Here is a 21,116-nt window from a genome sequence, read left to right on the forward strand (position 1 = left end):
TCCCGCGCACGACATCCGTCACGCCCGTCACCCGATCCGCCACCACCGCGGCAACAGATCGCGCACCTCCCGCCGCCGGTAACGATCGTCGATCAGATGCACGACGCCCTCGTCGTGTTCGGTGCGGATCACGCGCCCGGCCGCCTGCACGACCTTCTGCAGGCCCGGGTACAGATACATGTAGTCGTACCCGTTGCCGAAGCGCGCCTCCATCGCGCGCCGCATCTGTTCGTTGACATCGTTGACCTGCGGCAGCCCGAGCGTCGCGATGAACGCGCCGATCAGCCGCTCGCCGACGAGATCCACGCCCTCCGAGAACGCACCGCCCAGCACCGCGAAGCCGACCCCGCGCCCGCCCGCGTCGAAGCGCGCGAGAAACGCGTCGCGCTCGCTTTCGGCCATGCCGGGCGCCTGGGCCCACAGGGGCACGTCCGGATGACGCGTCTGCATCAGCGCGACGACGCGCCCGAGATAGTCGAAGCTGCTGAGGAAACCGAGGTAGTTGCCGGGCCGTGTCGCATACTGCGCGGCGATCAGGTCCACGATCGGTTCGAGCGAACTGTCGCGGTCGCGCCAGCGCGTCGATACATGGCTCGCGACGCGCACGGTCAGTTGCTCGGCGCGGAACGGCCCGTCGACGTCGAGCCAGCCGGTGTCGGCCGGCAGCCCGAGCGTGTCGCGATAGAAATGAAACGGGCTCAACGTGCCGGAAAACAGCACGGTCGCGCGCGCGGCGTCGTAACGCGGCGCGAGAAAGCCGGCCGGAATCACGTTGCGCACGTACAGCGTCGACTGGATGCGGCGTCGGCGCCCGACCGGTGCGACACCGTCGAGCCCGGACTGGCGCGGCAGCGGCTCGCCGTGCAGCGTCGCGTCGAAGATCGACGCGCTGTCGAACGCATCGGCGAGCACGCCGAACTGGATCGCCTCGAAATGAAAGCGCAGCAGCGCGTCGCCGTTCGCGCGCGGCGCATCGGCCAGGTGTTCGCCGATTGCCGCGACGAGGTTCTGCACGGCCGACACGATCGGCCCCGGAATCTCGGGGTATGCCGCATAGCGCGCGGCCTGTGCGCGATTGAGCGTGCCCCACGCGCGCGCGAGCCGGTCGAACGCCTTGCGCAGTGCTGCGGGCGCCGCCTCGCGCGCGGCCGCGAACGCGAACGGGTCGAGCGATGCGCTGTACATCTTGCGGGCGCGATCGAGCAGGTTGTGCGCCTCGTCGACGAGCACGCCGACGCGCCACTGGTTCTGCTGCGCGAGCGTATGCAGCATCGCGCTGCCGTCGTAGTAGTAGTTGTAGTCGCCGATCACCATGTCCGACCAGCGCGCCAGCTCCTGCGCGAGATAGTACGGACAGACGTCGTGCGCGAGCGCCGCCTCGCGCACGGTATCGCGATCGAGCAGCCCCGCGCCGATCGCCGCGTCGCGCGCCGCCGGCAGCCGGTCGTAGAAGCCTTGCGCAAGCGGGCACGATTCGCCGTGACACGCGCGGTCGGGATGCTCGCACGCCTTGTCGCGCGCGACGAGCTCCAGCACGCGCAGCGGCAGCGCCGGCGTGCCGGCGCCGAGCGTGGTCGCCGCTTCCAGCGCGAGCGCGCGACCGGGCGTCTTCGCGGTCAGGAAGAACACGTGATCGAGCTCGCCCTCGCCGCACGCCTTCAGCAGCGGGAACACCGTGCCGAGCGTCTTGCCGATGCCGGTCGGCGCCTGCGCCATCAGGCAGCGCTCGTCGCGCGCCGCCCGATAGACGGACACGGCCAGCTCGCGCTGGCCGCTGCGGAATTGGCCGTGCGGAAACGTCAGCGCACGCAGCGCCGCATCGCGGGCCGAGCGGTGCGCGGTCTCGCGCTCGGCCCAGCCGACGAAGCACGCGCACTGCTCGGCGAAGAACGCGGCGAGCGCGCTTGCGCCGAGCGTCTCGGTCAGCACGGTCTCGCGCTCCGACACGATGTCGAAATACACGAGCGCGACGTCGATTTCCGCGAGGCCGCGTGCGGCGCACATCAGGTGCGCATAGACCTTCGCCTGCGCCCAGTGCAGCGCGCGATGATTGGCCGGCATCGCGTCGAGGCTGCCGCGGTAGGTCTTGATCTCCTCGAGCCGGTTCGCGACCGGATCGTAGCCGTCCGCGCGCCCGCGCACGGTGAGCGTGCCCCACGTGCCGGTCAGCGCGATCTCGGTTTCGTAGCGCGCGCCGCGCGTCGACGTGACGGCACCGTGGCCGGCAATGCCTTCGAGCGCGGTCGGCGCGGGCGTGAAGCGCAGGTCGAGATCGCCGCGTCGCGCGGTGAATTCGCACATCGCCCGCACCGCGACGACGTAGCTCATGCGGACAATCCCGCCGCTTCGGCCTGCTCGACACCGGCGCCGGCCCATTCGACATCGACGACGCGCACCGGCATGCCGTGCGCGATGCAGTACGCGAGCCAGCGCGTCTGGTTGTCCTGCAGCCGGTCGCCGGGGCCCTTCACCTCGATCAATTCATAGCGCCGCTCGCCGGGCCAGAAACGGACGAGATCGGGCAGCCCCGAGCGGTTGCCGCGGATATCCGCGAGCAGGCGCGTGAACCACAGCCGCAGGTGCTCGGGCGGCAGGCAGGCCAGCGCCTCGTCGAGCAGTTCGTCGGTCAGCACGCCCCAGAACACGAACGGCGATTGCAGCCCCGTCTTCGTCGCGAAGTGCCGGCGGATCGTGTCGCGGTACGCGCCCGAGTCGAGTTGCGCGAAACAGGCGGCGAACGCGTCCGTGCGGCGCACGGCGAAATCGGGCGCGTGCAGGTCGGCCGGGCCGCGCTGGAACGGGTGAAAGAACGCGCCGGGCACGGCTGCGAACACGGGCTCCCAGCACAGCAGGCCGAACAGCGAATTGATCAGCGTGTTCTCGACGTAGTGAACCGGCGCGTCGGGCTGCGCAAGATGGTCGCGCACCGCGTATTCGACGCTGACGAACGCTTCAGGGCGCATCAGCACGAGCGTCTCGCGCGGCACCTCGGGCGTGCTGCCCGCGCGTTCGACCCGCTGCCCGAGACGGCGCTGCAGGCGCGGCAGCATCCGCTCGACGCGCTGGCGCTCCTCGTCGCTTTCGAAGCCGCCGCGCGCATCGAGCGCCAGCGCGAGCGCATCGGTGTCGCGGCCGCAGCGTTCGAGCACGCGAATGCGCCGGTGCCGGCTGCCCGGCCACGCGCTGCGCGCATACGCGTCGAGCGCGGCAGCCCAGTCGGCGCGGCGCTCGCAGGTCTGCCCGAGCGCGAACAGCAGCTTCGCGCGGCGCGTCGCGAGCCACGGCTGCGCGCAGCCGAGCGCGTCGATCGCCTGCAGCAGATCGTCGAACGGCTGGTCGTCGGGCCATGCGTCGAGTGCTTCGCGGCAGGTCTGCAGCGCGAGATACGCATCGACGTCGTCGCGCTGCTGGAACGCGCGCGACGACGGCGCGAACGGCACGCTTTCGTACTGGAACACGCCGAGATCGGCGAGCACGAATTCGCTCCAGTCCTGATGAAGATTGCCGAAGAACATCAGCCGCAGGCGGTCGCACAGCGCGCCGACCGTCACGCGCAGCACGCGATCGTCGACCTGCGCACACCATGCGTCGAGCGGTTGCGCCACGTCGTGCGCGGGCCGCAACCGCTCGAGCCACTCGGGCTTGCGCTCGCCCGCGTGCGCGGCGAGCGACGGGAACACCTTCAGCAGGTCGGCCTTGGTCGACAGCACGAACAACTCGTCGAGCGTGAGCGCGGGTGCCGGATCGACCCAGCCGAGCTCGACGAGCGGCGCGGCCGCGTCGAGCGTGCTGCCGATTTCGTCGTACACGAGCTTGCTCGCGCGGAAGTCGGTGCCGCTGCGCATCAGCATCCGCACGAGCAACGCACGCGACGCTTTCGGCAGTTGCGCGAAATGCGCGAGAAACGCATGTTCGCTCGCATCGAGCAGGTCGTCGTAACGCTCGCCGAGCCAGGCCAGCGCGCGTTCGAAATTGGTCAGGTAGTAAAACGCCGGGGGCGTCGGCGATGCAGGCGTCACGGGAATCGATCACTGTACGTTTGTACAGGTCGGAATCATATCAAATGTGACGAAAAATGCCGCATGCCGCATGCCGCGCACCGCCACGCGGCCGCCCCGCCGGCGCCGATCCCGGTCAGAACTGGTAATTCACCGACATGTCGAACACGCCGTTCGTCGACTGCTGCGTGATCGGGCTGCGCCGTGCGCGGCCGACGAGCTGTTCGATCGCGCCGTCCATCGTCACGAACCAGTGCTTGTTGACGAACCACACCATCGTCACGCCCGCGCCGAACGACTTCATCCCCGCGCCCGACGAGTAGGCCGGCAGCCCCGAGCGCGCGGACGCCCCCGGGGGCACGCCGAACCAGCTGTTCATGTAGCGCGAATCGGCGAACGACACGGTCGGCCCGGCGAACCAGAAGAAGTGTTCGTTGCTGCCCGGCATCGGCATGTACGCGGAGAAATCGCCGACCCAGCCGTTCGAGCCGCCGATGCTGCGCCGCACATCCGCGCGCAGCACGAGCGGAAAATCCTTCGAGATCACGTAGTCGGCCGCGAGCTTCATCACCGGCGCCGCGTTGATGTTGTCGAGCCCGTTCAGGTGGTCGAGGTCGTCAGCCGAGCGGCGTCCGAGGTCATAGCCGACCGACAGGCTCACGCGCCAGTTGGGCCCGCGCAACACGTTCGCGCCGAGCCCATCGCCCGTCGACAGGAAGAACAGGTCGCGATAGCGCACGTCGAAATTCGGGCCGCCCATCACGCGATAGCGATCGGAACCCGCGTAGCGCGGCTGCAGCGTCATCGCCGCGCCGACGCTGACCTGCCACGTGGGGACGGTCGGACTGAACAGTTTCTGCAGCGGGACGCCCGCCGAGTATTGCCATTCGCCGAGCGGCGACGGCGTCTGGGCCGACGCGTCGCGGGCACCGGCCGCCGCCAGCGCGGCGAAGGCCGACAGGCCGGACACGAACCGGCGGGTGCCGGGCGACAACAACGGGCGGGCAACGGTCATCAAGGCGGTCTCCGTCGGTTGCACGAAACGAACCTGAGGGAAAGCGCGTCGCAGCCTGGCCGGCTGCAACGGCGAGCAGCCGACGGCGCGAACGTAGCGTGCGCTGAATTGTGAACATCCTACGCTGGCGCACGCAAAGCCGCAAAGCGCCCGTTGAACGCGGGCACTTTGCCGTATTCCGGAACAAACCGGCGCGGGGTTGCGGAATCAGAAACGCTCGACGTGATAGTCGCCGGCGAGCGCGGCCGGGCTGCGCTTCGCCATCATGCGCGAGAAGCCGTCCGCGAGACGCCCGAGCGCGAGCTGCTTCTGGCTCGCGTCCCAGTGCGTGTAGGTGTCGTAGGCGGTGTCGTCGAACGACACGGTGACGGCGACCGGGCGCCCGCTCGCGCGAAAGCCGATATGCAGCACGCCGCCCGGCAACTCCTCGATGTGGTAACGCAACGAACGCGACTCGAAATAGCGGCCCAGCACCTGGGCGATCGCGCGCTTGTCGGGCGATTGCACGTGAATGTCCATGATGGTCCTCCTGTTAGTGATCGCGCAGCCGGCCGCGGTTCGCTGCCCCGCCCGGCATCCGCATCGGCGGCGGCTGCGACGGCGGATCGCCCTGCGGCAGGCCCGGGGGCACGGGCGGATCGAACGGATCGTCGTGCTCGGGCAGCGCCGGATCGGGATCGACGTCGGGCGTCGGCTCCGGACGGTGCAGCATGGATCGTGTACTCATGTCGCTCCTGCGCAGCGGCTCGCGCGTGTCGATTGGTGCGGCGAGCGCGCGCAAGCGGCGTGCCTGCCGGGGGGGCAGCCGTGCACCGGTCATGCGTCGTAGGCCGCCATCACCAGCCACAGCGTGCGTCCTTCGGCGGCGAGCCGCGCCGCGAGTGCGAACGGATCGGACGGCGCGCATCGCGCGACCAGCGCCCGCTGTGCGCTTTCCGGCCCCGCGTGGACGGTAGGGTCCAGCTCGCGAACCTCGTCCTTCCCGTCGAACATGCGCCGCTCGGGCCGATGGACCCGCGATTCGCGCTTCCATGTGTCGAAACGCTCGCGCACCTGACTGAAATCGCCGCCGCACACGTTCGCGTCGTAACGTATTCTTTCCTTGGGTTCATTCATCACGATGTCCTCTCGTCCATGCCGGCGGCGGGCCGGTCATGTGTCCGCCCGCCCAGCCGGCTCGACGGCTGCAAGCGTCATGCCGCCCGCGCTGCGCGGGCACGGTGCTTGCACCCCTCGTACCCGTAAGGAGGTTCGATCATGACCGTATCCGCTTCCGGTAGCCGCGACGCCGTGTCACCGGCTGCCGGCCTGCTCTCCCTGGCCACATCGCGCAAGCCGTCCGACAAGCCGTCCGACGACAAGACGGAAGAGCGCATCGACGAAGGGCTCGAGGAGACGTTCCCGGCCAGCGATCCGCCCGCCGTCGGCGGTGCGACCCGCATCGACCCCGCCAGGCCGTCCGGCGAACGCGAACGTCGCGCGCCCGACGCCCCGCCACCGCCCCGCGATCACGGCTGACGGCGGCACCCCCGGCCCGCGATGCGCGGCAGCGTAGCGTCGCCCGGCCGGCCCAACCGGAGTGAAGTGATGAAACGCATCGAACGTGCATGGCACGAAGTCAGCGGCGCCGCGGGCGTCGCGGCGCTCGCCGCAATCGAGAGTGCGCTGGTCCTGGCAATCGTCGTGATGACGGGCGTCGGCCACTGAGCGTCGCTCGCGGCGCGGCCGCGGCTGCCGCCGTGGAAGATGTACAAGCCGGCTGGCAAATTTCTCCGTGGCCCGGCCGCGCAGGCCCGCCCTGTGCCGATTGAACGCGGCACGCATTCTGCTTCCATGTCGTCTCGTTCACGAAGGAGGCGTTCATGTATCGCGTCAACGAAATCATGTCGCGCGACGTGGTCTGCGTCGCGCCGACCGACACGATTCGCCATGCGGCCGAATTGATGCAGCGCTTCGACATCGGCGTGCTGCCGGTCTGCGATGACACCGGGCTCGTCGCGATCGTGACGGACCGCGACCTCGCAGTGCGAGCGCTGTCGCACGGGCATTCGTCCGATACCCCGGTGAAGGTGGTCGCATCCGCGCCGGTGCAGTGGTGCGTGGAGGACGACGGCGTCGGCGACGTCCAGCAGCGGATGGCCGATGTGCAGTTGCACCGGATGCCGGTGCTCGACGCCAACCACCAGATCGTCGGCATCGTGTCGCTGGGCGACATCGCGACACGCGCGGGCGGCCCGGCACGCGACGAGCTGGCGAACACGCTCGAGGACGTGTCCCTGCCGCGCCGCCGCTGACCGGCGGCCCTCACCCGTGCGGCCCGCGCGCCGCGTGCGCCGCGCCGCTTCGACCAGGAGAACAGCGATGACAACGGACAGACCGTCGCGCAAGCAGGCGCGCATCGTCGGCGACCGCGGCCGTTCGGCCGGCGGGCCGGGGCCGGACGTGATGGCCGCCGGTACGCTGGAAGACGATCGCGTGCTGACGATGGACGGCGACGACATCGGCAAGGTCACGAACATCATGCTCGACATCCGCTCGGGCCGGATCGCGTATGCGGTCGTGTCGTCGGGAGGGTTGCTCGGGTTCGGCGACAAGCTGCTCGCGGTGCCGTGGAACGTGCTGACGCTCGACGCCGGGCGCCGCTGCTTCGTGCTGCCCGTTTCGACCGAGCGCGTGCGCGACGCGCCAGGCTTCGAGAAAGACCGCTGGCCGACGATGGCCGATCCCGCCTGGGCCGAGGAGTTGCACGCGTACTACGACGCATCGCCGTACTGGCTGATCGAGGAAGGCGAAACGGCACTCGACTCGCCGCCCTTCGAGGCGTCGCCGGACGGCCCGGAAAGCGACACGCGGCCGCACTGACGGACGCACGGATTCGCCGTGCGGATCAGCGCGCAGCCGCGATCGCACGCTCGAGCGCGCGCGCGGCGCTCAGGTGCGCCTTCAGCGTCGGCAGCGCGCTGGCCGCGAACGCGCGGAGCTGCGGGTCGTGGCCGTCGCGCGCCTCGGCTGAGTAGAGCCTGATCGCCGCGTCGTGCGCGTTCGGTCCCGCCAGCTCGATGTACCCCTTGTCGAACGCATGGCCATTCTTGCTTCGCAGCGCAGTCACCGCCGGATCGATCAGCATCCGCGTCTGCACGGGCAGGCCCTTTTGCGCGCCGAGCCGGCGCAATTCCGCGGTCATGCGAACGTGATCGTCGATCATCCGGCGTGCGAAGGCCTTCACACCCGGATTCGACGACCGGTCGAGCGCGAGCTGGCTCGCCTGAAGCTCCGTCTTGCCGACGATGCCGGCCTTGTCGATGAATTCGGCGTCGATGCCGCTCGGCCGCCGCGTCATGTCCGCCTCGTCGGCGGTCGCGCCGGGACGGACGACGCCCGGCGCGACCTGAACGGACGATGCCGGCGGCGCCTGCGCATGCGCCGGCGCGAATGCCGGCACGCGGAACACCGCGAGCACACCCGATACCAGCAGGCACACGATGCCGGCAACCGCGGTGGCTCGGCGGAGATTCCTGTCGCTCGTTTTCATCCGGACCTCCGTATCGCGCCGGGCAAGGTTCGATCCCTTCATCGTGCCGCCTGGCGCGGGGTGCGGAGGCCGCCGTGCGTCAGCGACGCCGTCCGGCGGGCGACACGTCGACGATGACCCTGGCCAGCGTCGGCATGTCGACCGGCTTGCACAGATACGCGTCGAAGCCGGCGGCCATCACGCGGTTCCGGTCCGCCGTACCCGCATGCGCGGTCACCGCGACGACGGGCAGGCGCCCGCTGCCGTTCGGCAAATGGCGGATGTGGTCGAGCAGCCAGAAGCCGTCGCCGTCCGGCATCGCGAGATCCGACAGCACGACGCTCGGGGGCTGCCGCGCGACCACGTCGAGCGCGTCGCGCCCCGATTGCGCGGTCGACACCTGCGCGCCCAGCGTTTCGAGCGCCGCCGCGAGGCTCGCGCGCGACGTCGCATCGTCATCGACCACCAGCACGCGCCGGCCGTCGAGCGCGACCGCCGTCGACGCACCGCTCGGCGGTAACGGGTGGCCGTTCGGCACGTCGGCGCCCCAGTCCACCGGCAGCATCACGGTCACGGTCGTGCCGCGCCCGGCGCCATCGCTCGCCGCCGTGACCTCGCCACCGTGGAGCCGTGCGATGTTGCGCACGATCGACAGGCCGAGTCCGAGGCCGCGCTTGGGCGACGCCGATGCGCCTTCCGGCCGGTTGAACGTATCGAACAGATGCGGCAGGCGATCCGCGGAAATGCCCTGGCCCGTATCGGCGACCGACAGCCGCACGCGCGCACCGGCCCGGGTCAGCGACACCTTGATGCGGCCGCCCGGCGGCGTGAACTTGATCGCATTCGACAGCAGGTTCGACAGCACCTGGCGCATGCGCTCGCCGTCCGCGGAGATCACGCAGTTGGACATTGCGCACGCGGTCGACAGTTCGAGACCGTTCGCCTCCGCGGTCGTGCCGAGCTCGCGCACCGCCTCCCGCACGACGCGCACGAGATCGACAGGCGCGCGCTCGAGCCGCATCCGCCCGGTCGCAAGCGACGAGGCGTCGAGCAGATCGCCGACCATCCGCGACAGCGATCGCGCGCTGCGGTCGATCGCATCGATCGCCTGGTGGGCGAAGCTCTGGCCGTTGGCGCTGCGCAGCACCTCGACCCAGCCGTAGATCACGTTCAGCGGCGTGCGCAGTTCATGCGATACGGTGGCGAGCAGTTCGTCCTTCAGCCGGTTCGACTCGTCGGCCTGCACGCGCGCGTCGCGGGCACCGCGCAACGAACGCAGGTCGCGCCGCTCGCCGCGGCGGCGTTCGTGCGCCTCGCGCAGCGTCATCGACAGGCCGGTGCAGTTGCCTTGCGCGTCGACGATCGGCGCCGCCGCGAAGGTTGCGCGAAAGCGGCCGCCGTCGTGGCGCAGGCACAGAATGTCGAGCGGGCCGGCGGGCGCGGGCGCCTTCGCGAACGACGTGGGAACCGGATGCAAGCGCAGCCACCGCGGCGCGATCAGCGTCGTGACGTCGTGCCCGATCACCGCCGCGGCATCGATGCCGAACAGGCGCCGCGCAGCCGGGTTCCAGCTCGTGATCCGCCGGACGGCGTCGACGCCGACGATCGCGTCGGGCGACGCATCGACCACGCGGCGCAGCAGGAGGTCGTCGAGCGAGCGCGCCGCGGGCGCCGGTTCGCGGCGTGGCATGCGTGCGTCGTTTTCCTCGGCATCCTCGGCCCCGCGCAACCGATCGTTTGCGAGCAGCGGCTTGACGATCATCACGAGCACGCATTCGACGAAACCGATCGCGACGAAGGCGCCGGCCTGCGCGAGCAGCGCGGGCAACGGCACCTCGCGCCCCCCCAGCGCGCCGATCACGACCGCGCTCGCGGCGGTCGCGGCCAGGCCGCCGCCGAACGACGTCAGCCAGGCCGCAGCCGCAACACCGGCGTAGAAAGGCAGCTGTGCAAACGGTGCATGCACGCCGACGACGTGCATCGCCCACGCCTGCAGCGCGGACGCCGCCCCGACGGCCAGCACGACCCATGCGCCCTGCCGGAACAGTTCACGGGTAAAGATCCTCATCGTTTCCCTGCATCGCCCCGGCGACCGTCGCTCGACGGCTCCCGCCTCGGCGGTCGGCATGCCGTCGAGCGTGCGGGGCGAGCCTAAGGGCCTACGCAACGCGCGTACCCGCGGCACGGTGCGCGGCGGCTTCGCGGCGCAGCCCGCGCTGCGCGTGCCGCCGCGTCGCGTCGCTCGGCCGCCCTGCCGCGTTTGCGCGGAACGCGGGTGCTGCCGATTGGCGATTTTTCATCCGTCGGCTGCAAAAAAGCATCGACAGGCGGTGTCGGCTGCCGCCTGTCGGCATCGTGCCCCTGTGATCGCGTATTTCTTCGATCCCCGCACCGGACATTGTAAATTTCTAAATCGCGGCACCTTCCGTGCGGTTTCGCTGTCGATGAAGATATTGCAATGAAGGGAACGTGCGGTGCCGATTTTCAAAACGGCCCGCCGACGCTTATGGCTGAATCCGCAAACCGTCCGAAGCAAGGCGCCGACGCGCGCCGGCTGTCCGGCCGCTCCGCGGCGATGCGCACGCTGCTCGGCCGTATCGAGAAAATCGCTCCGACCCGCGCCAGCGTGATGATTGCCGGCGAAAGCGGGGTCGGCAAGGATATCGTCGCGCGCCGGCTGCACGACCTCAGCGCGCGACGCGACGGGCCGTTCGTGCCCGTCAACTGCGGCGCGATTCCGGCGGACATCGCCGAAGCGCAATTGTTCGGTCACGAAAAAGGCAGCTTCACCGGCGCGGTCGCGCAACGGGAGGGCTTCTTCGAAGCCGCGTGCGGCGGCACGCTGCTGCTCGACGAGATCGCGGAGATGCCCGCGTCGCTGCAGGTGAAGCTGCTGCGGGCGCTCGAATCGAACACGATCGTGCGGGTCGGCGGCACCGAGTCGATTCCGCTCGACGTGCGCATCCTGTCGGCGACCCGACACAATCCGGCCGATGCCGTGCGCGACGGCCGGCTGCGCGAGGACCTGTTCTACCGTCTCGCCGCGTTCGCGCTGTATGTGCCGCCGCTGCGCCAGCGCAGCGGCGACGTCGAGGCGATCGCGCATGAGTTCGTCGATGCGCTCAATACGCGGCACCGCTCGCACAAGCGGCTGACCGACGCGGCAATCGCCGCGCTGCGTGCCTATTCGTGGCCCGGCAACGTGCGCGAGCTGCGCAACACGATCGAGCGCGCGTACATCCTCGCGGACGACGGTATCGACGTCGCGTTGCCGAGGCCGGCAGTGCCGCCCGACCACACGTCGGACGACGCGATGGCGCTGCCGCTCGGCGCGACGCTGCACCATGCGCAGCAACGTTTCATCGCGGCGACGCTGCAGCACTTCGACGGCAACAAGCCGCAAGCCGCGAAAGCGCTCGGCATCAGCCTGAAGACGCTCTACAACCGGCTTGCGCTGATGCGCGACGGCGGCCACCCCTGAGCGCCGCCGCGCGCCGCGGGGCCCGCCCTGCGTCAACCGGCGCAGGTCATGCGACCCTGAACTGCCCGACCGTCGTCGCGAGCGCGTTCGCCTGCGTCTGCAGCGCGGTCGCGGCCGCGGTCGACTGTTCGACGAGCGCCGCGTTCTGCTGCACCATTTCGTCGAGCTGGGTGACCGCGCGGTTCACTTCCTGGATGCCGCGCGTCTGCTCGTTCGCCGCGTGCGTGATCTCGGAGATGATCGTCGTCACGTTGGCGACGTTCGACACGATCTCGCGCATCGTCTCGCCGGCCTGGCGCACCTGCCCCGACCCGGCCGACACGCTCGCCACCGTCGATTCGACCAGCACCTTCACCTCGCGCGCGGCCTGCGCGCTGCGTTGCGCGAGACTGCGCACTTCCTGCGCGACGACCGCGAAACCGCGGCCCTGCTCGCCGGCACGCGCCGCTTCGACGGCCGCGTTCAGCGCGAGGATGTTGGTCTGGAACGCGATCCCGTCGATCACGCCGATGATGTCGCCGATCCGGCCCGACGCTTCCTCGATCTTCTCCATCGTCGACACGACGTCCGATACGACCACCCCGCCGTGCGACGCGATCCGCGACGCCGCGGCCGCGCGTTCGTCGGCCTGGCCGGCAGCGGCCGCCGACTGGCCGACCGTCGCCGTGATTTCTTCCATCGACGCGGCCGTTTCCTCGAGGCTCGCCGCCGCCGATTCGGTGCGCGACGACAGGTCCTGGTTGCCCGCGGCGATTTCGTTCGCGGCCGTGCGCACCGATTCGCTCGCGTCGCGGATCTGCCGCATCACGTCGTTCAGCTTGTCGACGAAGCTGTTGAACGAGCGCGCGATATCGGCCACCTCGTCGCGGCCGTCGGCCGGCAGGCGTTGCGTCAGGTCGCCCGTGCCCGAGCCGATCGACGCCATCGCCTGACGCACCAGCGACAGGCGGCGGAACGCGGTCGTCGTGATCGCGCCGACGATCAGCGACGCGACGCCGACGATCACCACCAGCGTGATCAGCGACGCGGTCAGCAGCGAGCGCATCCCGGCGGTCGCTTCCGATTGGTCGAGCAGGACCAGCGCGTACCAGTCGGTGCCCGGCACGGCCTGCGCGCGCACCAGCTTCGCAGCGCCGCCGACGTGCACTTCGACTGGCACGGCGGCCGCGGCCAGCGACGCGGCGCCCATGCCGCCGAGGTCGGGCGACACGTCGGCGACCGGCTTCAGCGTGAGCTTCGCGTCAGGATGCGCGACGACGTGGCCGCTGCTGTCGATCAACATCCCGAAGCTCGCGGGCGTCGGGTGGATCGACTTCACGTTCGCGATCACGCTGTCCATTGCGACGTCGGCAGCGACGACGCCCTTCAGCGCACCGTCGCGCAGGATCGGCACCGCGAACGTGACGACCAGGTTGCCGGTGCCCGCATCGACGTACGGCGGCGTGACGACCGGCTTGCCGGCCTGGGCAGCCTGCTTGTACCACGGGCGGCCGGTCGGGTCGTAGTCGGGCGGGATGCCGGCCGGGTCGGAGAAATGGAACACCTTGTCGGCATAGCCCGCGTAGACGTTCGTGAAGCCGCCCGCCGCGGCCATTTGCTTGAACACCGGCAGCGGATCGGGCGACAGCGCGGCGTCCTGCAACGACGCGATCATCCGGCTTTTTGTCGCGACCCAGTCGCCGATGCCGACCACGTGGCCGCTCGCGACGGATGTCAGGTTGCGGTCGATCGCGTCGTCGTTGTACGCGTGTGCGATGAAGTAATTGATCAGCGTGGTGGCGACGAGCGCGAACACGACGATGGCGACGCACGCGGCAAGGATGCGGGTGCGGATGGACGAGAACATGGCAACGACTCGGTAAGGGAGCGCGAACGCCCGGTGGACGAATTCACCGGGTATACGGCATCCGCGCCGCTTACTTGAGGCCGTTGTGTCGATTCGGTCAAATATAGGAAGAAAGGCGCGACCGGCAGGCAAGCGCGTTGTCGGTATGCATGCGTGCAGCGGTGCCAGTGCCGGAGGCACGCGCGGCGGTCAGGGGCCTGCCGCTGTCATGAGGCACCACGGCGCCGGTCGCGCCGATCGTCCCTTACAGACGCCGGCCGCTACGCGTATCCGGCTCGTTGTGCGGCGTACTGGCCGGCGTGTCGCGCTCGAGTTCGTCCTGTCTGCGCATCCGTTCGCGCAGGTGGCGGATCGCGAACACGTGGATGTAATCGTGCACGCGGGCATCGGACGACAACGCACGCACTTCATCGTCGAGCATCGTGCGCAACTGGTCGGCGCCGATCGCGCGCTCTGCGGCGACGGCCTTCAAGGCATCAAGCAAATTGTCCTGTGACATCGACGGGCTCCTGACGGTCGAGGAACGAAAGGAAAAAAATGACGCTACCGGAAGATTAAAGGCTGGACGGCCGCCCGGCGTACGATGCGCCGAAGCGTGGTTGCGCGCGATCAACGGCACCTTGCGTGCCGCCGCGTCGATCCGTCGCCGGACCAGCCCGCGCGCAGGATTCGCGGCGCCGATGGCCCGCGAACGACTGGAAGGATTACCACGCCCCCCGAGGCGCGGCACCGCCGATCACGCGGACGATGAACCGTCGCGCGACGCCGATGCAGTGTGGGACCTTAGACCCGCGGAAGTCCTGCGTCAAGCGACGCGCGCCGGCCGCGATTCGTCTGTTCGAATGCACCGGTTCGGGGCGCCGCACATCGCGGCTGCCCGCCTGCCCGCCTGCCCGCCTCGCGCCGCAGCGGCCGCTCGCCGGTCCGGCGTGTCAGCGGATTCCGATACCTCGCACGCAATGTCTGACAGCGACTTCAGCACGCACCGATTGGCAGCGCAGTCGCCACGGCGGATACTGATGTCATGAACGATGCGTTCATACCCGGTCATCGCTCAGCCGGCCGTCGAGCCGGCACGCGGGGTCGGGCGCAGGGAGACCAATCATGGCTCATCGCAATTTCCCGGCGCGGGACGGACGGCGGCGCACGCGCATGATGTCCGCGCCCGCCGTGCCGGCCGCAATCCGCCCGCTCGAAGATCTCGACGCGTTGCTCGCACTCGCGCGCGAATCAGGCTTGCTCGTCACGCTCGACGGGCAGATCGGCCGCGAAAAATACCAGAGCGTCGCGGGATCGGTGCTCGCGCTGCAGCGGTTCGCCGCGGCCCTCCGCGCGCGGGCCGGTGCCGACGCAACGGTCGTCGCGAGGCCGCGCCGCAAGACGCGCCCCGGCTGGCCGCGGCTGCGCAATCGCGCGCCGGGCGGACGAGGCCGACTGCATGGCGCGCGTCACGGTGCACGCGTATGCCACGACGCGCACCGCCAGCGCGACCTGCGAGCGCCTCGCGCCGCGTAAAGGCCTCAACGCAGGGCCTGAACGCAGCCGACGTCGCACGCGGCCGCGTGAGGGCTGCGGCACCGCGCCGGGCGCGCAGCGCATGTCGCGATCCACACCGAATCCGCGATCGCGCGATCGCGTGGCATCACGCGCCGTTCCACACGGCGACATCGACGAAGACAATACCTGCGAGGAAAAGAGTCTGCACGGGGCCAGGAAAGCGGACGGGGTGCAATGCACCCCGTCCGTTGTCCAAGGCAGCCGCAGGCTGCCTACCCTCGTGCCGGAGAGTTCGTGATCGGCCGATGCGCGACGCGCTGCGCGGCACGGCTCCGGAAATCGGCTGAATCGCAACGGCATCGGACACGCGCCGGTTCGCGCGGTTCCGGACCGACGTGTCGAATCGCGGCGTCGGGTACGGACGACGGACCATCCGCCGCACGCACACGCACGTGCGCGTGACTGTCTCATACAAAGCGCGCGACGTTTCTGATGCAGGTCAACGAAAGGCCGCTTCGCATTCGTCGCAGCGCAATCTTCACGCGGCCTCGCGCACGAGCAGCACCGGCACCTGTGCGAGATGCGCGACCCGGCGCGCCACGCTGCCGATCAGCCAGGCCGCGATGCCGCGCCGGCCGTGCGTGCCGACCACCAGCAGTTCCGCATGCCAGTGCACCGCGTCGCGCATCAGCGCATGGGCGACGTCGTCGCTGGTCGGACGGGTCTCGACGATGCCGCGCTTGGTCGGGTTCCCCGTCGCATGGAACAGCGGGCCGATTCGCGCCAGCGCATCCTCGCCCTCCGCGCGATACGCATCCTCGAGCGCGCGCACCGGCACGAGATCCGTCAGACGAACCGCGCGATCGACGACATAGGCCGCGTACAGCAGCGTCGTCGGCACCGCGAAGCCGAGCCCGACACGTACCGCGTGCAGCGACGGCTCGCTGCCGTCAACGGCGAACATCAGGCGCTGCAGCGGCCCGTCCGACGGCCGCGCGTAGTCGGCGGGCACGATCAGCAGCGCACAGCGTGCGCGCGCCGCCAGCGTGTCGGATACCGCCCCCTCGACGAGCCGTAGCAGCCCATGGTGCGGATTGGCGCCGACCACGAGCACGTCGGCGTGCCATGCCGACGTGTCGTTCGCGAGTGCATCGGCCACCGTGCCGCCCGTGAGCGACGTATCGATGATCATCTGCTCGATCCCCACGCCGCTGCCGGCGAACAGTGCCGCGATGCGTTCGAGCGTCGCCTGCGCTTCGCGCGCCATCTCCTCGCGCGCGGAGGTCAGCAGCGCGTCGACGCGCGGGATGTCCGGCAGCACGAGACGCGGATTGTCGATCGCGCAGACGATGCGCACCTGCATGCCGGGACGCAGCAGCGTGCGCGTGTAGCGCGCGGCGGACAGCGACTCCGGCGTCAGATCGACGGCCAGCGAGATCCGCGCGAGCGGCGGGATGGTCGGGGTGGATGGCATGGCGAAGGCCTCCTTGCGGACGCGTCGTCGCGAACGACGACCGGAGCTTCGCGCGGGCAGCGGCGAACGACGAACGGTGGACGGACGGCCGACGCGGTCGCGGGGATCGGCGGACGGCCACGCGAAGCGCGGACAAGCGATTCAGACAGCATATGTCGTCCGGCCCGCACGTGCATGATCGCGATCAATACCCGTGCGGGCCGCGATGCGGCGCGCACGCCCGTGCGGCGCGCGGCGCGGCGCCTTTCGGCCGGCTGGCTTACGACTTCGTCAGCGACTTCCCCGGATTGCGCGCCTCCCCTGCCGTGAGGCCGAGCATCGCGACGCCGAGATACGCGAACATCACGATCGGCAGCGCCGAACACGGGTTTCGCGTCGCCAGCGCCGTATTCCTTGCGGTACCACCGCGTCAGTCCGAAACGCTTGCGGTCGATCGCGCCCGGCTGGCGCCAACCGCAACGACCACGCCACCCAGTGTCGCCATGCCGATCGAGGCCAGCGTCACGACGAGCGCAACGCGCCCGTGACCGGAGAAGAGCCCCACAAGGAGCCCGGCAAGCGGCTGCGTCGCGTTATTCAGCAGGACGATGACGCCCGTCGTCTTGCCATAGTCCCGAGGGGGAATGATGGCCTGCCGGGCGCTGCGTATGTACACGTTGAACATCTTGTCGAAACCGATGACCAAAAGGAAACCGGCGACGTACATCGCAATCGAACCGGCCATGCCCATCGCGAGGCCGCCCGCCGCGATCGCGACGAATGCGACGATTCCGAGCCGCCCGCGCGCCACCTCGATACGCGCGACGAACAGCAGGATCGCGACTGTCGCGACGGCACCCGTGACCTGCAGTCCGGCATAGAAACCGCCGGACTGCCGAAACGCACCGGTGACCATCGCAGCCGACGTCGCAAGTGTCGTCCCGATCACGAGGTTTTCCGCCGCTGCGAGCAGGATCAGCCGCAACAGCCCCGGCAGCGTGACGACATGCTTCAGCGCCACACCGAACGGTGCATACCACGGCCCCACCGAGCGTTCCGGGGGCGCAACGCGTGCCGTGCTGGTCCGTTGCCATACGAATGTCAGCAAATCCGCCGCGACAAACAGCAGCGCCGCGCAAGCGCCAGCCCACTCCCAGCTGCGATACCCAAGCAGCGCCGCCGCGACGATCGGTCCAAGCACGACGCCCAACTGATCGGCGAGCTGCGTATAGGACAACACTTTTTCGAAGCGCTGCTGTGGAAAGATCTGCGGCAGCAACACCTCACGAGCGACGAGACCTTGGCTCGTGAGTGCGCCGCATACGGCGGACAATGCGATCAGCCATCCGATTCCGCTCCAGGCGACATAGCCGGCGATGCCGATCACGCAAGCGACGGCCCGGCTGGTCTGACTCGCTCGCAGCACGCGGATCGGTGACACACGGTCGCTCAGTGCACCACAGACCGGAAAGGCGATGAATCGCGGGAACGCCTCGATGAAAAAGGCGAGCCCGGACCACGTCGCTTTCTGAGTGACCTGAAAGACGACGAGCGGTACCAGAAAGAGCAGCATCTGGTCTGCAAGCCGCGACAAAAAGAGAGAACCCAGAAAGGCCGGCTGATCGACGCGCATCACGCGTATGCCCCTGCAGATTTATTCCACCTTCACGACGTGTTGGCAAAGGAACTGATCCGCTTGGGTTTTTCCGGACCACACACGAATTGGGTGCACGCTTCGGACACTTTCCGTCAGGAACGGCATCCCGCGCACGACTTATTTCGACAACGTCGCGCGCACCGTATATTCGCCTGCGAGCGCCGCATGTTCCGGCCGCACGAAATACCTCGATGAATCGAGATCGGCCGGCATCGGCTCGACCGGATAGCCGTGCTTCTCCCACGCGTCGAGGCCGCCCTTCAGCGCCTTGATGTTGTGAAGCATCTTCTTGCGCTGCATCTTCGCGATCAGGCGCTTCGCGGTCGCCTCGTTCGGGCACACGCAATACACGACGATCGGCCGCTTCAGCAGCTCCGGATCCAGCAGGTCCGGCGAATCGAGATCGACCGGCACCGCACCGGCTATCCGGAACGGCTCGCGTTCGCGAATTGCGCGCGGCCGTGCATCGAAGATCAGCGGCGGCTCGTTCGACGTCATCATTTCGACGAGCTGCGGCGGGGAGATGCGCACCTGCGCGAGGTAGCGGCGGAACTGCACGCGGCGCACCCAGCGGTACAGCAGGAACGTGATGAATATCGCGAGGAACGCGTCGAGAATCGTGCCGCCGCTCGCGCGCACCCACAGCACGAACTGGACGATCTGGTCGTGCACGGCCGCGCCGCCGATGAGCCAGAACGCGGCCCATAGAGACGCGCCGGCCAGATCCCAGAACAGGAACACGCCGACGCCGATCGCGGTCGTGCCGAGCAGCGGCGCCGACACGAGGCCGAGGCCAGGCAGGAATTTGGAGAGGACGAGCAGCGGCGCGCCGTATCTTTCGAATACATTACGCGCGAAGCGCAGCGTCGTGTCGAGCGACAGCGAGAATCGCACGAGCCCGTTCAGCAGTCGCCGGCCGCGCGTGCGGCCCATGAAGAACCACAGCGAATCGGCGAGCATCGCCGCGCCGATCGCCGCCGCAAACATGCTCGCCCAGGACGCCTGCCCCATCGCCGCCATCGTACCGCCGAGAATCAGCATCGGCACGGCCGGCACCGGCACGCCGAGCTGCGTGATCAGTACGCTCGCGAACACGGCCCACGGGCCGAGCGACGAGGGAATCGCGATGGGAAAGTGCCACACGGCGGCGCTCCTGGAATACGTGCGGACCGTGCGACGGGGGCGGCCGTCGATACGGCTGGCAGCGATCGCCGCGGCACGTCCGCGGCCGATCCTGCACCACCGTGCATTCTAAACGGGTTTGGCCGGGGCCGCGCGGAACGGCTGCCGTCGCAGGCGGCTCGGGTCGGCCAGGATGGCCGCAGGCGCACTCATGCGTCGGAGCGCTGCGCGAGCCCCGCGACGTATTCCGCATACTCGGGGAACGTGGCGGCCAGCGCCGTCGCGTCCGCGAGTTCGAATTCCGCAAACTCGAACCCCGGCGCGACCGTGCAGCCGACGAGCGCGACGTGCTCCGGCGACGCGCAGCGCGCGCCGAACCAGCGACCGGCCGGCACGACCGCCTGGAATACGGTGCCCGGGTGCGTGAGCGGGTTGCCGAGCCGGTGGATCGTCAGGCCGTCGTGTTCGTCGAGCACCCACACTTCGAGCGGATCGCCCGCGTAGAAATGCCAGACCTCGTCGGAACGGATCCGGTGCCACGACGAATACGCGCCGTCGCACAACAGGTAGTAGATCGCGGTCGACGCCGCACGCGGCGCGCCGTCGGCCGGACGCACGACCGTATCGACCGCGCGGTAGGTTTCCCGGAAATAGCCGCCCTCGGGGTGCGGTTGCAGATCGAACTGTTGAATCAGGTCGGCGGCGGAGATCGGCATGGCGGATGACGTCGGTGAAGGAGTGAACCGGGCACGCGGCGCACGGCCAGGTCGATCGCGAATGCAATCGGCCGACGTCGCGTGCCGCTGCGTCGATCGCCGCGACCATGCACGCGGCGCGCGACGATGAAGCGAACACCGGTCGATGCTGCCAGAAGTGCGGGCCACGATGCAACCGGCGCGGCGCGACAACGCCGCTGCGGCGCAGCGTATGCGCGGACCCTCGATCGATGTAGCGGACGCACCGCCGCACCGGCCATCACGCCGGCATCCGCGCGGCAGCGGCCTGCCCGCCGCTCACGCCCCGACGCCGCACCGCCCCGTCACGCGGTCGCCGCCGCGGCCGGCTCGTCGTGCCGCACCAGCAGCACGGGCCGGTCGGCCGCGCGCAGCAGCGATTCCGCGACACTGCCGAGCAGCAGCCGACGCAGGCCGTGGCGCCCGCTCGTCCCCATCACGATCAGATCCGCGCCGACCTCGGCCGCCGTGCGCATCAGCACCGCGGCGATATCCTCGCCGTACGCGTCGATCGCGCGCACGGTGCCCGCCACTTGCCGCTGCGCGAGCGCCGCTTTCGCGTCGTCGAGCACGGGCGTCGCCGCAGCGGTTGCCGCCGCGTCGCCGTCGCGTTCGGCCGCAAAACCCGCATCGACGTCGACGAGCTGCGGCCGGTGCTCGACGACATATGCGCACGTGACCTCGCCGCCGGATGCCGCCGCGATCCGGATTGCCTCGTTCAGCGCGAGACGCGCACTCGGGCTGCCATCGAGCCCGACGAAAATCCGCTTGTACATGGTCCACCCTCCGACCGGGTACCCGT

At 69.6% G+C, this 21,116-nt stretch carries 19 protein-coding genes and 2 pseudogenes; 5 read left to right on the plus strand and 16 right to left on the minus strand.

Features of this window, described 5'->3' with window-relative positions:
• Positions 1 to 27: 27 nt before the first annotated feature.
• The 6 genes from U4Y91_RS14730 to U4Y91_RS14755 form a co-directional block, all read right to left on the minus strand.
• Entirely contained in the window at positions 28 to 2,328 is a 2,301-nt protein-coding gene (locus U4Y91_RS14730; protein ID WP_321805620.1) for an ATP-dependent DNA helicase, read from the minus strand.
• A complete protein-coding gene (locus tag U4Y91_RS14735; protein ID WP_321805621.1) occupies positions 2,325 to 4,019 on the minus strand; it encodes a VRR-NUC domain-containing protein in 1,695 nt (564 codons plus the stop codon). The genes U4Y91_RS14730 and U4Y91_RS14735 overlap by 4 nt, the downstream gene beginning before the upstream one ends.
• A gap of 115 nt (positions 4,020 to 4,134) precedes the next feature.
• A complete protein-coding gene (locus U4Y91_RS14740) occupies positions 4,135 to 5,013 on the minus strand; it encodes a MipA/OmpV family protein (protein ID WP_321805622.1) in 879 nt (292 codons plus the stop codon).
• Positions 5,014 to 5,220: 207 nt separating this feature from the next.
• Complete coding sequence (locus U4Y91_RS14745; protein ID WP_044843100.1) at positions 5,221 to 5,532, minus strand: hypothetical protein; 312 nt, start codon at positions 5,530 to 5,532, stop codon at positions 5,221 to 5,223.
• A gap of 13 nt (positions 5,533 to 5,545) precedes the next feature.
• Positions 5,546 to 5,740: a hypothetical protein gene (locus U4Y91_RS14750; protein WP_321805623.1), complete on the minus strand. Its 195-nt coding sequence runs from the start codon at positions 5,738 to 5,740 to the stop codon at positions 5,546 to 5,548.
• Between the two features lie 89 nt (positions 5,741 to 5,829).
• Positions 5,830 to 6,129, minus strand: coding sequence for a hypothetical protein (locus tag U4Y91_RS14755; protein ID WP_321805624.1), 300 nt, complete (start codon positions 6,127 to 6,129; stop codon positions 5,830 to 5,832).
• 141 nt (positions 6,130 to 6,270) lie between these two features.
• Between U4Y91_RS14755 and U4Y91_RS14760 the strand changes: the two genes are divergently transcribed.
• The 3 genes from U4Y91_RS14760 (at position 6,271) to U4Y91_RS14770 (ending at position 7,875) form a co-directional block, all read left to right on the plus strand.
• Positions 6,271 to 6,531 carry a hypothetical protein gene (locus U4Y91_RS14760; RefSeq protein WP_321805625.1) on the plus strand — a complete coding sequence of 87 codons (261 nt, stop codon included), beginning with the start codon at positions 6,271 to 6,273 and terminating at the stop codon, positions 6,529 to 6,531.
• Positions 6,532 to 6,875: 344 nt separating this feature from the next.
• On the plus strand, positions 6,876 to 7,307 hold the full coding sequence (locus tag U4Y91_RS14765; protein WP_044843097.1) for a CBS domain-containing protein: 432 nt from the start codon (positions 6,876 to 6,878) through the stop codon (positions 7,305 to 7,307).
• Positions 7,308 to 7,374: 67 nt separating this feature from the next.
• Positions 7,375 to 7,875, plus strand: a complete 501-nt coding sequence (locus U4Y91_RS14770; protein WP_321805626.1) for a PRC-barrel domain-containing protein — start codon at positions 7,375 to 7,377, stop codon at positions 7,873 to 7,875.
• A 25-nt stretch (positions 7,876 to 7,900) separates the two neighbouring features.
• On the opposite strand, the gene U4Y91_RS14775 is transcribed toward U4Y91_RS14770, so the two are convergent.
• Both U4Y91_RS14775 and U4Y91_RS14780 read right to left on the minus strand, forming a co-directional pair.
• A complete protein-coding gene (locus tag U4Y91_RS14775) occupies positions 7,901 to 8,545 on the minus strand; it encodes a DUF4142 domain-containing protein (RefSeq protein WP_321805627.1) in 645 nt (214 codons plus the stop codon).
• Between the two features lie 79 nt (positions 8,546 to 8,624).
• A complete protein-coding gene (locus U4Y91_RS14780) occupies positions 8,625 to 10,592 on the minus strand; it encodes an ATP-binding protein (protein WP_321805857.1) in 1,968 nt (655 codons plus the stop codon).
• Between the two features lie 376 nt (positions 10,593 to 10,968).
• Between U4Y91_RS14780 and U4Y91_RS14785 the strand changes: the two are divergent.
• Positions 10,969 to 12,005, plus strand: a pseudogene (locus tag U4Y91_RS14785) (sigma-54 interaction domain-containing protein).
• 46 nt (positions 12,006 to 12,051) lie between these two features.
• On the opposite strand, the gene U4Y91_RS14790 reads toward U4Y91_RS14785, so the two are convergent.
• Together U4Y91_RS14790 and U4Y91_RS14795 are read right to left on the minus strand one after the other, a co-directional pair.
• Positions 12,052 to 13,851 carry a methyl-accepting chemotaxis protein gene (locus U4Y91_RS14790; RefSeq protein ID WP_321805628.1) on the minus strand — a complete coding sequence of 600 codons (1,800 nt, stop codon included), beginning with the start codon at positions 13,849 to 13,851 and terminating at the stop codon, positions 12,052 to 12,054.
• A 244-nt stretch (positions 13,852 to 14,095) separates the two neighbouring features.
• Complete coding sequence (locus U4Y91_RS14795) at positions 14,096 to 14,350, minus strand: DUF3562 domain-containing protein (RefSeq protein WP_321805629.1); 255 nt, start codon at positions 14,348 to 14,350, stop codon at positions 14,096 to 14,098.
• Between the two features lie 605 nt (positions 14,351 to 14,955).
• On the opposite strand from U4Y91_RS14795, the gene U4Y91_RS14800 reads away from it, so the two are divergent.
• Positions 14,956 to 15,366: a hypothetical protein gene (locus tag U4Y91_RS14800; RefSeq protein WP_321805630.1), complete on the plus strand. Its 411-nt coding sequence runs from the start codon at positions 14,956 to 14,958 to the stop codon at positions 15,364 to 15,366.
• Positions 15,367 to 15,886: 520 nt separating this feature from the next.
• Here U4Y91_RS14800 and U4Y91_RS14805 read toward each other — a convergent pair.
• From U4Y91_RS14805 to U4Y91_RS14830, 6 genes and pseudogenes are all read right to left on the minus strand, one after another.
• Positions 15,887 to 16,822, minus strand: a complete 936-nt coding sequence (locus U4Y91_RS14805) for a universal stress protein (protein WP_321805631.1) — start codon at positions 16,820 to 16,822, stop codon at positions 15,887 to 15,889.
• A gap of 262 nt (positions 16,823 to 17,084) precedes the next feature.
• Positions 17,085 to 17,204: pseudogene (locus U4Y91_RS14810) on the minus strand (hypothetical protein); the annotation flags it as partial.
• Between the two features lie 27 nt (positions 17,205 to 17,231).
• Positions 17,232 to 18,434, minus strand: a complete 1,203-nt coding sequence (locus U4Y91_RS14815; protein ID WP_321805632.1) for an MFS transporter — start codon at positions 18,432 to 18,434, stop codon at positions 17,232 to 17,234.
• A 141-nt stretch (positions 18,435 to 18,575) separates the two neighbouring features.
• Positions 18,576 to 19,601, minus strand: coding sequence for a DedA family protein/thiosulfate sulfurtransferase GlpE (locus tag U4Y91_RS14820; RefSeq protein ID WP_321805633.1), 1,026 nt, complete (start codon positions 19,599 to 19,601; stop codon positions 18,576 to 18,578).
• 188 nt (positions 19,602 to 19,789) lie between these two features.
• Positions 19,790 to 20,296, minus strand: coding sequence for a cupin domain-containing protein (locus tag U4Y91_RS14825; RefSeq protein WP_321805634.1), 507 nt, complete (start codon positions 20,294 to 20,296; stop codon positions 19,790 to 19,792).
• 323 nt (positions 20,297 to 20,619) lie between these two features.
• Entirely contained in the window at positions 20,620 to 21,090 is a 471-nt protein-coding gene (locus U4Y91_RS14830) for a universal stress protein (RefSeq protein WP_044843084.1), read from the minus strand.
• Positions 21,091 to 21,116 lie beyond the last annotated feature (26 nt).

Source organism: Burkholderia sp. BCC1993, assembly GCF_905339865.1.
Classification (GTDB): domain Bacteria; phylum Pseudomonadota; class Gammaproteobacteria; order Burkholderiales; family Burkholderiaceae; genus Burkholderia.

Excerpts from the sequence above, each read along its gene's own strand:
- U4Y91_RS14730 (WP_321805620.1), bottom strand. The coding sequence starts at position 2,328 with ATGAGCTACGTCGTCGCGGTGCGGGCGATGTGCGAATTCACCGCGCGA.
- U4Y91_RS14740 (WP_321805622.1), bottom strand. The coding sequence starts at position 5,013 with ATGACCGTTGCCCGCCCGTTGTTGTCGCCCGGCACCCGCCGGTTCGTG.
- U4Y91_RS14745 (WP_044843100.1), bottom strand. The coding sequence starts at position 5,532 with ATGGACATTCACGTGCAATCGCCCGACAAGCGCGCGATCGCCCAGGTG.
- U4Y91_RS14750 (WP_321805623.1), bottom strand. The coding sequence starts at position 5,740 with ATGAGTACACGATCCATGCTGCACCGTCCGGAGCCGACGCCCGACGTC.
- U4Y91_RS14755 (WP_321805624.1), bottom strand. The coding sequence starts at position 6,129 with ATGAATGAACCCAAGGAAAGAATACGTTACGACGCGAACGTGTGCGGC.
- U4Y91_RS14760 (WP_321805625.1), top strand. The coding sequence starts at position 6,271 with ATGACCGTATCCGCTTCCGGTAGCCGCGACGCCGTGTCACCGGCTGCC.
- U4Y91_RS14765 (WP_044843097.1), top strand. The coding sequence starts at position 6,876 with ATGTATCGCGTCAACGAAATCATGTCGCGCGACGTGGTCTGCGTCGCG.
- U4Y91_RS14770 (WP_321805626.1), top strand. The coding sequence starts at position 7,375 with ATGACAACGGACAGACCGTCGCGCAAGCAGGCGCGCATCGTCGGCGAC.
- U4Y91_RS14775 (WP_321805627.1), bottom strand. The coding sequence starts at position 8,545 with ATGAAAACGAGCGACAGGAATCTCCGCCGAGCCACCGCGGTTGCCGGC.
- U4Y91_RS14780 (WP_321805857.1), bottom strand. The coding sequence starts at position 10,592 with ATGAGGATCTTTACCCGTGAACTGTTCCGGCAGGGCGCATGGGTCGTG.
- U4Y91_RS14790 (WP_321805628.1), bottom strand. The coding sequence starts at position 13,851 with ATGTTCTCGTCCATCCGCACCCGCATCCTTGCCGCGTGCGTCGCCATC.
- U4Y91_RS14795 (WP_321805629.1), bottom strand. The coding sequence starts at position 14,350 with ATGTCACAGGACAATTTGCTTGATGCCTTGAAGGCCGTCGCCGCAGAG.
- U4Y91_RS14800 (WP_321805630.1), top strand. The coding sequence starts at position 14,956 with ATGGCTCATCGCAATTTCCCGGCGCGGGACGGACGGCGGCGCACGCGC.
- U4Y91_RS14805 (WP_321805631.1), bottom strand. The coding sequence starts at position 16,822 with ATGCCATCCACCCCGACCATCCCGCCGCTCGCGCGGATCTCGCTGGCC.
- U4Y91_RS14815 (WP_321805632.1), bottom strand. The coding sequence starts at position 18,434 with ATGCGCGTCGATCAGCCGGCCTTTCTGGGTTCTCTCTTTTTGTCGCGG.
- U4Y91_RS14825 (WP_321805634.1), bottom strand. The coding sequence starts at position 20,296 with ATGCCGATCTCCGCCGCCGACCTGATTCAACAGTTCGATCTGCAACCG.
- U4Y91_RS14830 (WP_044843084.1), bottom strand. The coding sequence starts at position 21,090 with ATGTACAAGCGGATTTTCGTCGGGCTCGATGGCAGCCCGAGTGCGCGT.